Raw genomic sequence first — 12832 nt, 5'->3', positions numbered from 1 at the left:
AAAGAAGAGGATACAAGTGGCAGATCCTAACTTAAGTGACCTTCTAGGGGCACTAGGGATACAAGCACCGTCATTAACGCTTAAAGAAATGACACTCGATAGCCGCAAAGCGGCTTGCGGTGATCTTTTTGTGGCAATTAAAGGCCATGAAACAGACGGTAGGCGCTATATTCCTCAAGCAATCGCTCAGGGCGTTTCTGCCGTGTTGGCAGAAGCTCAAGGTGTTGCTTCGCATGGTGAAATTAAAGAAAGCCATGGTATACCGGTTATTTATATACAAGATCTCAATCGTGAATTATCTAAATTAGCTGGGTATTTTTATCATCAACCGGCTGAAAAACTAAAACTTATTGGTGTTACTGGAACTAACGGAAAAACAACAACAACGCAATTGTTAGCACAGTGGGCTCAAGGATTAGGCGAAACCAGTGCCGTAATGGGTACGGTAGGAAATGGGTTACTCAATAATGTTGTACCTGCAATGAATACCACCGGCTCAGCGGTTGATATTCAATTAGAGTTACAGCAGCTACTTAATCAAGGGGCGACATTGACCGCAATGGAAGTGTCATCTCACGGATTAGTACAAGGCCGTGTCAGTGCATTACCTTTTGTTGCTTCAGTATTTACCAATTTAAGCCGTGATCACCTTGATTATCATGGGGATATGACAAACTATGAAGCAGCAAAATGGTTGTTATTTTCCACTCATCAGAGTGGGCAGAAAATCATTAATGCTGATGATAATGTAGGGCAAAAATGGTTATCACGTTTGTCTGATGCCGTTGCAGTGACCATGGAAAATAAATTGCCACAGGGCTGGCAAGGTCGCTATGTTCGTGCAACACAGGTTAATTATCATGATGAAGGCGCGACAATTCACTTTGTTTCAAGCTGGGGCAACGGTGAAATTGAAAGTCCACTAATGGGTGCTTTTAATGTGAGTAATTTATTGTGTGCATTTGCCACACTTCTTGCTCTTGATTATCCATTAGATGAAGTACTTCACGCGACATCAGCATTAACCCCAGTTTGCGGTCGAATGGAAGTCTTCAGTGCTGAAAATCGTCCTACTGTTATTGTCGATTATGCACATACACCAGATGCATTAGAAAAAGCACTGCAAGCTGCTCGTTTACACTGCTCGGGTAAATTGTGGTGTGTATTTGGCTGCGGCGGGGATAGAGATAAAGGTAAGCGGCCATTAATGGGGGCTGTTGCTGAAGAGTTTGCTGATAAAGTCGTTATTACTGACGACAACCCTCGTAGCGAAGAGCCTCAAGCCATCATTCAAGATATTCTTTCTGGCTTAATGGATCCGGGGCGCGCATTAGCGATAGAAGGGCGCGCTGAAGCGGTAACTAACGTTATTATGCAAGCTGATGCAAATGACATGGTTTTGGTTGCAGGTAAAGGTCATGAAGATTATCAATTGGTGGGTTCTCGCCGTCTTGATTACTCAGATCGCTTAACGGTAGCCCGTTTATTGGGGGTGATAGCATGATCTCACTCTCTTTAGAAACGATAGCGCAAGTGACCAACGGTAGATTGTGCAATATTACACAAAGCCAAGCTAATCAGCTGATCATTCAGTCGATTTCAACTGATAGCCGCAATATTGAAGCATATTGTTTATTTATTGCTTTAGCAGGTGAGCGTTTTGATGCACATGATTTTATTGCTGATGTTAAAGCAAAAGGTGCTGTTGCTGTCTTAGTCAATCGTCAAATAGATGTTGATTGTCCACAAATCATAGTGAAAGACACGCACCATGCAATGGGCGCTATTGCAGCACATGTCCGCTCATTAAGTGATGCTAAAATAGTTGCCCTTACTGGCTCTTCGGGGAAAACCTCAGTAAAAGAGATGACCGCGTCTATTTTGCGTCATTGTGGTGAAACACTTTATACTCACGGTAACTTAAATAACGATATCGGCGTGCCTTTAACGCTGTTTCGGTTAACACCAGAACATCGTTTTGCAGTGATTGAATTGGGCGCTAACCATATTGGCGAAATTGCTTATACCGTTGATATGGTAAAACCAGATAGCGCGCTGGTAAACAACCTATTTTCTGCACATATAGAAGGTTTTGGCTCACTTGAAGGTATCGCTCAAGCAAAAGGCGAAATATTCACCGGCTTAAAAGCGCAAGGTACCGCTATTTTCAACTGTGAAAGTAATGATATTACACTTTGGCAGCATCATTTAAATGAGCGCCAAACTCAGTGGAACTTCTCATTATCTTCACAAGGTAAAGCCGACTTTTATCCTACCGATATTATTGTCAATCAACTTACTACCGATTTTATACTCCATACGCCAGAAGGCAGCGTAGATATCACGCTACCTTTGCCAGGACGCCATAATATTGCAAACGCATTAGCAGCCAGTGCATTAGCGTTATCTGTTGGGGCGACACTCGAGAGTGTAAAACAAGGTTTATCCATACTAAAAGCGGTACCGGGGCGTTTGTATCCTGTTGAATTAACAACGGGAAAAATAGTGTTAGATGATACCTATAATGCTAACGATGGCTCGATGATTGCAGGTTTACAAGTTTTATCTCAATTACCAGGTTATAAAATTTTCGTTGCGGGTGATATGGCTGAACTAGGTAAAGATTCAGAAAAATGTCACCGTGATGTGGGGCGTTTTGCACATAAAGCGGGTATTGATAGTGTATTAACCGTTGGGCATCACAGCCATTTTATTAGTGAAGAAAGCCAAGGTGGCCAGCACTTTGCATTTAAAGCTGACTTACTTACGCAATTAATCCCATTATTACAGCAGCATGATGTTGTTTCAGTTTTAGTAAAAGGTTCACGAAGCTCCGCGATGGAAGATATTGTGAACGCATTAAAGGAGTGCTTTGAATGTTAGTTTGGCTGGCCGAATACTTGGTTAAATACCATACATTTTTTAATGTTTTTTCTTATCTGACATTCAGGGCGATTGTTGGCTTATTGACGGCATTAGTTATTGCGCTGTGGATGGGGCCGCACCTTATTGCTTGGTTACAAAAAATGCAAATAGGGCAGGTTGTTCGTAATGAAGGGCCTGAGTCGCATTTTAGTAAACGAGGCACACCCACAATGGGTGGGATTATGATCCTATTTTCTATCTCAGTTTCTACTCTGTTATGGGCAAGACTGGATAACCCTTATGTTTGGTGCGTACTACTTGTGTTAATTGGTTATGGTGTTATCGGTTTTGTGGATGACTATCGTAAAGTTGTTCGTAAAGATACTCGAGGCTTAATTGCTCGCTGGAAATATTTCTGGCAATCAGTACTTGCACTGGTTGTTGCTTTTAGTATGTATGCCATTGGCAAAGATACGTCTGCAACTCAGTTAGTCGTCCCTTTCTTTAAAGATGTCATGCCTCAGCTCGGTATGCTTTACATTTTGTTGGCATATTTTGTCATTGTTGGTACCAGTAACGCTGTTAACTTAACGGATGGTTTAGATGGTTTGGCTATTATGCCAACAGTCTTTGTCGCCGCGGGTTTTGCTTTAGTTGCATGGGCTACAGGTAACGTGAATTTCGCTAGCTACTTAAAAATTCCTTACTTAATGCATGCCGGTGAATTAGTTATTGTTTGTACGGCTATTGTCGGTGCCGGACTTGGTTTCCTTTGGTTTAATACCTATCCTGCTCAAGTTTTTATGGGCGATGTTGGCTCCCTCGCGTTGGGTGGTGCATTAGGTACAATCGCGGTGTTATTACGCCAAGAGTTCTTATTAGTCATTATGGGTGGTGTGTTTGTGGTCGAAACACTGTCTGTTATTTTACAGGTTGGTTCATTTAAACTTCGCGGGCAGCGTATTTTTAGAATGGCACCTATTCATCACCATTATGAATTAAAAGGCTGGCCTGAACCGCGAGTTATTGTGCGTTTTTGGATAATCTCACTGATGTTAGTGCTTATTGGTTTGGCTACATTAAAGGTACGTTAAAATGGCAGATTATCAGGGGAAAAAAGTCGTTATCGTAGGTCTTGGGATCACTGGTCTCTCTTGCGTTGATTTTTTTATCCGCCAAGGTGTTACACCTAAAGTTATTGATACTCGTAAACAACCAGGAGGCTTAGATAAGCTTCCTGCTGATGTTGAGTATCATACGGGTAGTTTTCATCAAACATGGTTGAATGATGCTGATTTAATTGTTTCCAGCCCCGGTATTGCGTTATCAACACCAGAGTTAGCTGAAGCCGCTAATTTAGGCGTTGAAATTGTCGGCGATATCGAACTATTTTGCCGTGAAGCAAAAGCACCCATTGTGGCGATAACTGGCTCTAATGGTAAAAGCACGGTCACCACGCTGGTGGGTGAAATGGCGAGTGCAGACGGTATCCGTGTTGGCGTTGGCGGTAATATTGGTGTGCCCGCGTTAACGCTCTTAACTAAACCTCATGATCTTTATGTATTAGAGCTTTCTAGTTTTCAGTTAGAAACGACTTATAGCTTAAAAGCGGCAGCAGCAACGGTATTGAATATCAGCGAAGATCATATGAATCGCTATCCGCTGGGATTAGAACAATATCGTGAAGCTAAATTACATATATATAAAAATGCCAAGGTATGTGTTTACAACGAAGATGATGTCTTAACACTACCTTTAGCAGGAAAAGATGCCCGTTGTGTCAGCTTTGGCGTCGGGAAAGGTGATTACCAGTTAGATAATACAAATCGAGTATTGAAAGTTCATGATGAAAAATTGCTTTCTACTGCACAAATGTATCTTTCGGGTCAGCATAATTATACGAATGCTCTTGCTGCATTAGCATTAGCTGATGCGGTCGGGATTTCACGCCAAGCTGCAACTGAAGTTTTAAAAACATATCATGGGCTTGCTCATCGTTTTCAGTTGGTCTATTCACATCAAGGGGTGCGTTGGATTAACGACTCTAAAGCGACCAATGTAGGCAGTACTGAAGCGGCATTAAAAGGTTTAGAAGTAGACGGCACATTGCATTTGTTATTAGGCGGTGATGGTAAATCAGCTGATTTTACTGCTCTGTTGCCTTATATCAGTGGTAATAACGTTCGCCTCTACTGCTTTGGGCAAGATGGTCAAGCACTTGCTAATTTACGACCTGATGTCTCTTTACTGACTGTAACAATGGAAGAAGCGATGCGAGCATTAGCTCCTAAGGTGAAATCTAGCGATATGGTGTTGCTTTCACCTGCATGTGCAAGCCTAGATCAGTTTCGTAGTTTTGAACAACGAGGCGATGAATTTGCTCGTTTAGCGAGGGAGCTTGGCTAATGCGCTTACCCGTCATGCGAAGATTAAAACAGTGGCTAGTGGGCAGTTATCAAACTGAGAACACCGCATTTGTTCCTTATGATCGCACTTTGCTCTGGTTTACTTTCGGGTTGGCCGTGATTGGTTTTGTTATGGTGACTTCTGCATCGATGCCCGTTGGTCAACGTCTTGCAGAAGACCCCTTCTTATTTGCTAAACGTGATGGTATTTACATTGTTGTCGCGTTTTGCTTTTCCTTAGTTACTATGCGCATTCCAATGGCTGTGTGGCAGCGTTATAGCAGTTTGATGTTATTTGGTTCGATATTGTTGTTATTAGTGGTACTTGTTGTGGGCAGTTCCGTTAATGGGGCATCACGCTGGATAGCTTTAGGACCATTAAATTTTCAGCCAGCAGAATTATCTAAACTCGCGCTATTTTGTTATTTATCGAGCTATTTGGTACGAAAAGTCGAAGAAGTCAGAAACAACTTCTGGGGTTTTTGTAAACCAATGGGCGTGATGTTAGTACTTGCAGTTTTACTGTTACTGCAACCGGACTTAGGTACTGTGGTTGTGTTGTTTGTTACAACACTTGCGTTGCTTTTTTTAGCGGGCGCTAAAATTTGGCAGTTTTTAGCCATTATTGGTTCAGGAATTGCGGCTGTTGTGATGCTAATTATTGTCGAACCTTATCGTGTTCGTCGTATCACTTCTTTCTTAGAACCTTGGGATGATCCTTTTGGTAGTGGCTACCAACTTACACAATCTTTAATGGCTTTTGGTCGAGGCGATTTTCTTGGACAAGGGCTAGGTAATTCAGTGCAAAAGCTGGAGTATTTACCTGAAGCACACACTGACTTTATTTTCTCCATTCTCGCGGAAGAACTTGGTTATATCGGTGTGGTTTTAGTGCTTTTAATGGTATTCTTCATCGCTTTTCGCGCGATGCAAATTGGGCGACGTGCTTTGGTTCTTGATCACCGTTTTTCTGGTTTTTTAGCTTGTTCTATTGGGATCTGGTTTACTTTCCAAACACTCGTTAATGTTGGTGCCGCCGCAGGCATGTTGCCAACTAAAGGGTTAACCCTTCCTCTTATTAGTTATGGTGGTTCTAGTCTGATTATTATGTCAACCGCCATCGTAATGTTGTTGCGTATTGATTATGAAACACGCCTAGCGCAAGCACAGGCGTTTGTAAGGAGTCCTAAATGAGCGAGCGTAAACGCCGATTAATGGTGATGGCCGGCGGAACCGGAGGGCATGTCTTTCCTGGGTTAGCAGTTGCTCATTATCTCCAATCTCAAGGTTGGGAAATTCGATGGTTGGGTACTGCCGATAGAATGGAAGCAGATTTAGTGCCAAAACATGGTATTGAGATTGAATTTATCCGTATTTCTGGATTGCGTGGCAAAGGTATTAAGGCGTTATTAGCGGCGCCAATACGAATTATAACAGCGATTTTTCAAGCTCGCGCCATTATCAAGCGTTATCAACCTGATGCTGTTCTTGGCATGGGGGGGTATGTTTCAGGCCCCGGTGGTATTGCCGCTTGGATGAGTGGTGTTCCTGTCGTTTTACATGAACAAAATGGCATTGCAGGGTTAACGAATCGTTGGTTATCTAAAATAGCTAAGCGTGTATTGCAAGCATTCCCGGGTGCATTTCCTAATGCGCCTGTGGTGGGTAATCCCGTGCGTGAAGATGTACTAGCACTTGAACAGCCAATAGAAAGATTAAAAGAAAGAACAGGTGCAATCCGCGTATTAATTATTGGTGGAAGCCAAGGTGCTCGGATCTTAAATCACACTATGCCTGTAGTGGCTGGCTTACTCGGTGAAAGAGTCACAATTTGGCATCAAGCAGGAAAAGGTGGCGAAAGTGATACAAAAACGCGCTATCAGAACGAATTAGCTAAAAATTCAGTTAAATCTGAATATAAAGTTACTGAATTTATTGATGATATAGCGCAAGCTTACCAATGGGCAGATGTTGTGGTGTGTCGTTCAGGAGCATTAACAGTCAGTGAGATTGCAGCTGCGGGATTACCCGCTATTTTTGTTCCTTTTCAACATAAAGATAGGCAACAATATTGGAACGCATTGCCATTAGAAAAAGCTGGGGCAGCAAAAATTATTGAGCAAAATGATTTAACACCAGAAGTGATAGCTGAAACCCTGAAAACATGGGATCGTCCACAGCTTTTAACGATGGCAGAAAAAGCAAAAAGTGTTGCGATTACGGATGCCACAGAGCGTGTAGCAAATGTGATTATCGAAGTGGCCAAAAAATAAACGTAACTTGTAACCATTAACTTAGAGTGAAGAAGTAAATAGTGAATACACAACAACTGGCGAAATTAAGATCTTTTGTGCCCGAAATGAGAAAAGTTCGGCACATTCACTTTGTTGGTATCGGTGGTGCCGGTATGGGGGGGATCGCTGAAGTATTGGCTAATGAAGGCTATGAAATTAGCGGTTCTGATTTAGCGCCTAATGCAGTTACACAACAACTCGTTGCATTAGGTGCAACAATTTATTTTAATCATCGCCCTGAAAATATTCGTGGTGCAAGTGTTGTGGTTGTTTCTACAGCGATTAGTGCGGAAAACCCAGAGATTATTGCTGCTCGTGAAGCGCGTATTCCGGTTATTCGCCGAGCTGAAATGTTGGCTGAGTTAATGCGTTATCGTCATGGTGTGGCGATAGCAGGTACTCACGGTAAAACCACAACCACAGCAATGATTTCTAATATTTACGCACAAGCAGGATTAGATCCAACGTTTGTTAACGGGGGATTGGTTAAATCGGCGGGAACACATGCTCGCTTAGGATGCAGTCGCTATTTAATTGCAGAAGCAGATGAAAGTGATGCATCGTTTTTACATTTACAACCTATGGTCGCTGTTGTTACTAATATCGAAGCTGATCATATGGATACGTATCACGGTAATTTTGACAACCTTAAAGATACGTTTATTACTTTTTTACATAATTTGCCGTTTTATGGCAGAGCAGTAATGTGTATTGATGACGATGTTATTCGTTCCATTTTACCTAAAGTTGGGCGTTATATTACGACTTATGGCTTTAGTGATGATGCTGATGTGCGTATTACACATTATGAACAAAAAGGTGCTCAAGGATTTTTCACTATAAGCCGTGAAGATATGCCTGATATACAAGTGGTTTTAAATGCACCTGGTCGTCACAATGCACTGAATGCAACCGCTGCTGTTGCTGTAGCAACAGAGGAAGGTATTGCAGATGAACATATTTTAGCTGCTTTACTGAACTTCCAAGGCACTGGGCGTCGTTTTGATTTCTTAGGTAATTACGGCCTTGAACATGTGAATGGTCAGGCGGGTGAAGTTATGCTGGTGGATGATTATGGCCATCATCCTACAGAAGTCGATGCCACGATTAAAGCTGCTCGCGCAGGTTGGCCAGATAAACGTCTGGTAATGATTTTTCAACCACATCGTTATACTCGTACGCGGGATTTATATGAGGACTTCGCGGCTGTTCTCAATCAGGTGGATATTTTATTATTAACGGATGTCTATGCCGCGGGAGAAACGCCTATTACTGGTGCCGATAGCCGTTCATTATGTCGAACGATTCGTCATCGTGGAAAGCTTGATCCTATTTGGGTTTCTGATGTGGAGAATATTACTTCGATATTAGCAGGTGTATTAACAGATAATGATCTGGTTTTAGTTCAAGGTGCTGGAAATATTGGTAAAATAGCGCGTCGCTTAGCAGAAACAAAATTTCAGCCTTCTTTAAGCGAGGATTAAGACAGATGTTTGAGCAAGTGAGCATCTTTTATGGTGAAATGGCTAATCAACATACTGAATTGATGGCGAGTTATGTAAAAGCTAACACTGTTTCAGCCGAAAAAATGCACAGAGATTTACTTGCTCAAACTCATATTGAGATTAAATTTCAGTTAAAACGAAAGAAAAACGAAGAAAAATTCGCTATTTCTTCTTTTAGAGTAAATAATTCTCAACAGATTGAACAATTTAGTGATTTAATTATCAAACCTAAAGGTGTTCATAAAGTATATATATGTAGGAAAAGTATTAATCGCGAGAATATCGGACAAAAGAATGGGCGATTCTCTTCTTTAAACGTTGCTCAGGAATTAGTGGGTTGATATGTCACAAGCGGCGCTGAATATTAAAGAACATAAAGAGAAACAGCATTCTGACAGACCAAGTAATGGCAGTTATTTATCGGGATTAGTTTTTTTCTTATGTGTAATAGCAACAATTATTTGGGGTGCGATACAAGTCGTTAACTGGATGAAAGATGCAAACCGTCTCCCTATTTCCAAATTAGTACTAACGGGAGAGCGGCATTACACAACGAATGATAATGTACGTCAGGCCATTTTGTCTTTAGGACAGCCGGGTACATTTATGACGCAGGATGTGAATATCATTCAGCAACAAATTGAACGTATGCCCTGGATAAGACAAGTCACTGTACGTAAACAGTGGCCTGATGAACTTAAAATCCATCTGGTAGAATATGTGCCATTTACCCGTTGGAATGATACTTACTTTCTTGATAGAGACGGCCGTATATTCAGTTTACCCGTAGAACTTGAAGCACAAGGGAATTACCCTTTGTTATATGGCCCACAAGGAAGCGAGAAAATAGTGTTATCAGGTTATGTTGCAATGAGAGATCAACTTCTTGCAAATAATCTGAATTTGAAAGCGGCGGCAATGTCTGCCCGTCAAGGATGGCAGTTAGTTTTAGACAATGATGTACGATTGGAATTAGGTCGTAAGGATAACGAAAAACGGATCGCTCGCTTTATCGAGTTGTATCCAATACTGCAACAGCAAACAGATAAACGGGTTGATTATGTTGATCTCCGTTATGACAGTGGTGGTGCAGTTGGGTGGGCTCCTTTACTACTTGAAAATGAATAAACAAGACGTGGCAGATGACACGATGAAGGCAAAGGCAGAACAATAATGATCAAAGCGACGGACAGAAAATTAGTAGTTGGTCTTGAGATTGGTACGGCCAAAGTTGCCACCCTTGTCGGTGAGATCCTGCCTGATGGTGTTGTAAATATTATCGGGGTGGGTAGTTGTCCATCTCGTGGCATGGATAAAGGTGGCGTTAACGATCTCGAATCCGTCGTGAAGTGTGTACAGCGGGCGGTAGATCAGGCTGAATTGATGGCCGATTGTCAGATATCTTCAGTATATTTGGCGTTATCAGGCAAGCACATCAGTTGCCAAAATGAGATTGGAATGGTGCCAATCTCAGAAGAAGAGGTAACACAAGACGATGTAGATAGCGTGGTACATACCGCGAAATCAGTCAAAGTAAAAGATGAACATCGTGTGTTACATGTGATACCTCAAGAATATGCCATTGATTACCAAGAAGGAATTAAAAATCCTGTTGGGTTGTCTGGCGTAAGAATGCAAGCAAAAGTGCATTTGATTACCTGCCATAACGATATGGCAAAGAATATTGTTAAAGCAGTTGAACGCTGTGGATTAAAAGTGGATCAACTGATTTTTGCAGGACTGGCTTCAAGCTTCGCTGTATTAACTGAAGATGAACGTGAGTTAGGTGTGTGTGTTGTCGATATTGGTGGCGGTACAATGGATATCGCTATTTATACTGGTGGCGCATTACGACACACCCGGGTGATCCCTTATGCTGGCAATGTGGTAACAAGTGATATCGCTTATGCATTTGGTACACCACCTAATGACGCAGAAACCATTAAGGTGCGTCATGGTTGTGCATTAGGATCTTTAGTGGGTAAAGATGAAAATGTTGAAGTTCCAAGTGTCGGAGGCAGACCGCCAAGAAGTCTGCAACGACAAACCCTTGCTGAGGTTATTGAACCTCGCTACACCGAACTACTTAATCTTGTCAATGAAGAGATTTTGAAAGTTCAGGAGCAGTTACGCCAGCAAGGGATTAAGCATCATTTAGCGGCAGGCATTGTTCTGACGGGTGGTGCTGCACAGATTGACGGACTTGTTGAGTGTGCTCAACGTGTTTTCCACACGCAAGTACGGATCGGTAAACCGTTAAATATTACCGGGCTAACAGATTATGCGCAGGATCCCTTCTATTCTACAGCAGTAGGGCTCTTGCATTACGGTAAAGAATCCCACTTTGGTGAGGAAACAGAAACCGAGAAACGCTCGGCAGTAAGTGGTTGGTTAAAAAAACTGACAGGCTGGCTCAAAAGAGAGTTTTGATAATCAGACAAATTTAAAAAGAGGTCGTTTGAGCAAGCGGCCCTGAAAAGGCACAAAACGGAGAGAAATTATGTTTGAACCTATGGAATTAACCAACGATGCGGTGATCAAAGTCATCGGCGTTGGCGGCGGCGGCGGTAATGCGGTTGAGCACATGGTTCGCGAGCGTATTGAAGGTGTCGATTTCTTCGCAGTCAATACGGATGCTCAAGCGTTACGTAAAACAGCGGTTGGACAAACCATCCAAATTGGTAACGCCATTACGAAAGGCCTTGGTGCAGGAGCTAATCCTGAAGTGGGTCGTAATGCTGCGGAAGAAGATCGCGAAGCTTTACGTGCCGCACTTGAAGGCGCTGACATGGTCTTTATTGCTGCCGGAATGGGTGGTGGTACAGGTACTGGTGCAGCCCCTGTAGTTGCAGAAGTTGCAAGAGATTTGGGTATTCTGACCGTAGCCGTTGTGACTAAGCCTTTTAATTTTGAAGGCAAAAAGCGCATGGCGTTTGCTGAGCAGGGTATTACCGAGTTATCTAAGCATGTTGACTCATTAATCACTATTCCGAATGATAAATTATTAAAAGTTCTGGGTCGTGGTATTTCATTATTAGATGCATTTGGTGCTGCTAATGATGTTCTGAAAGGTGCAGTTCAAGGTATTGCTGAACTGATCACTCGTCCTGGTTTGATGAACGTCGACTTTGCTGACGTAAGAACTGTGATGTCAGAAATGGGTTATGCCATGATGGGTTCTGGCGCTGCGAAAGGTGAAGACCGCGCAGAAGAAGCTGCTGAAATGGCGATTTCGAGTCCATTATTAGAAGATATCGATCTTTCTGGCGCTCGAGGTGTACTGGTCAATATTACTGCTGGTTTTGACTTACGTTTAGATGAATTTGAGACAGTGGGTAACACCATTCGTGCATTTGCATCAGATAACGCAACCGTGGTTATTGGTACATCTCTTGACCCAGAAATGAATGATGAATTGCGTGTAACTGTTGTTGCAACGGGTATTGGTATGGATAAACGTCCAGAAATCACACTCGTGACTAGCAAACAAAATCAGCAAAACGCAATGGAGAATCGTTATCAGCAAATGCAAAACAGCATGTCTTCTTTTTCGGCAACGACTGAAGAAAGTAAGCCAGCAGCAAAAGCGGTTAACGAACAATCTACACAGACAAATAAAGAGCCGGATTATTTAGATATCCCTGCTTTCTTAAGAAAGCAGGCTGATTAATCGCCAAAAAGATTGGCATCTCCGCTTTTTGTGCTAAACTGTCCTGCCAATTATAAGTATAATGATTGGTAGGACGGATAACATTGCGAGATA

11 protein-coding genes are annotated in these 12832 nt (G+C 42.3%); all 11 read left to right on the top strand.

The window, feature by feature from the left end:
• The first annotated feature begins 16 nt into the window (after positions 1-16).
• The 11 genes from murE to ftsZ all read left to right on the top strand — a co-directional run bounded on the left by murE (position 17) and on the right by ftsZ (position 12739).
• Positions 17-1504 (top strand): UDP-N-acetylmuramoyl-L-alanyl-D-glutamate--2,6-diaminopimelate ligase, encoded by a 1488-nt coding sequence (murE, locus tag PH4a_RS02335; protein WP_129037466.1) that lies wholly within the window; start codon positions 17-19, stop codon positions 1502-1504.
• Positions 1501-2883: a UDP-N-acetylmuramoyl-tripeptide--D-alanyl-D-alanine ligase gene (murF, locus tag PH4a_RS02330; protein ID WP_129037464.1), complete on the top strand. Its 1383-nt coding sequence runs from the start codon at positions 1501-1503 to the stop codon at positions 2881-2883. Before murE ends, murF begins: the two co-directional genes overlap by 4 nt.
• On the top strand, positions 2877-3959 hold the full coding sequence (gene mraY, locus PH4a_RS02325) for a phospho-N-acetylmuramoyl-pentapeptide-transferase (RefSeq protein WP_129037462.1): 1083 nt from the start codon (positions 2877-2879) through the stop codon (positions 3957-3959). The genes murF and mraY overlap by 7 nt, the downstream gene beginning before the upstream one ends.
• A gap of 1 nt (position 3960) precedes the next feature.
• Entirely contained in the window at positions 3961-5271 is a 1311-nt protein-coding gene (murD, locus tag PH4a_RS02320) for a UDP-N-acetylmuramoyl-L-alanine--D-glutamate ligase (protein WP_129037460.1), read from the top strand.
• Positions 5271-6464 (top strand): cell division protein FtsW, encoded by a 1194-nt coding sequence (ftsW, locus tag PH4a_RS02315; RefSeq protein WP_064720742.1) that lies wholly within the window; start codon positions 5271-5273, stop codon positions 6462-6464. The genes murD and ftsW overlap by 1 nt, the downstream gene beginning before the upstream one ends.
• A complete protein-coding gene (gene murG, locus PH4a_RS02310; RefSeq protein ID WP_064720741.1) occupies positions 6461-7543 on the top strand; it encodes an undecaprenyldiphospho-muramoylpentapeptide beta-N-acetylglucosaminyltransferase in 1083 nt (360 codons plus the stop codon). Before ftsW ends, murG begins: the two co-directional genes overlap by 4 nt.
• 41 nt (positions 7544-7584) lie before the next feature.
• Positions 7585-9048: a UDP-N-acetylmuramate--L-alanine ligase gene (gene murC, locus PH4a_RS02305; protein WP_129037458.1), complete on the top strand. Its 1464-nt coding sequence runs from the start codon at positions 7585-7587 to the stop codon at positions 9046-9048.
• 5 nt (positions 9049-9053) lie between these two features.
• On the top strand, positions 9054-9410 hold the full coding sequence (locus PH4a_RS02300; protein ID WP_129037456.1) for a hypothetical protein: 357 nt from the start codon (positions 9054-9056) through the stop codon (positions 9408-9410).
• A gap of 1 nt (position 9411) precedes the next feature.
• The gene (gene ftsQ, locus PH4a_RS02295) at positions 9412-10197 is read left to right on the top strand and encodes a cell division protein FtsQ (protein WP_129037454.1); all 786 of its coding nucleotides are present in this window, start codon (positions 9412-9414) and stop codon (positions 10195-10197) included.
• A gap of 45 nt (positions 10198-10242) precedes the next feature.
• On the top strand, positions 10243-11499 hold the full coding sequence (gene ftsA, locus PH4a_RS02290) for a cell division protein FtsA (RefSeq protein ID WP_064720737.1): 1257 nt from the start codon (positions 10243-10245) through the stop codon (positions 11497-11499).
• 70 nt (positions 11500-11569) lie between these two features.
• Positions 11570-12739 carry a cell division protein FtsZ gene (gene ftsZ, locus PH4a_RS02285; protein ID WP_064720736.1) on the top strand — a complete coding sequence of 390 codons (1170 nt, stop codon included), beginning with the start codon at positions 11570-11572 and terminating at the stop codon, positions 12737-12739.
• Positions 12740-12832: the final 93 nt, after the last annotated feature.

This window comes from Proteus hauseri, assembly GCF_004116975.1.
Taxonomy (GTDB): Bacteria; Pseudomonadota; Gammaproteobacteria; order Enterobacterales; family Enterobacteriaceae; genus Proteus; species Proteus hauseri.
This window is presented reverse-complemented; position numbering and strand designations above follow the sequence as displayed.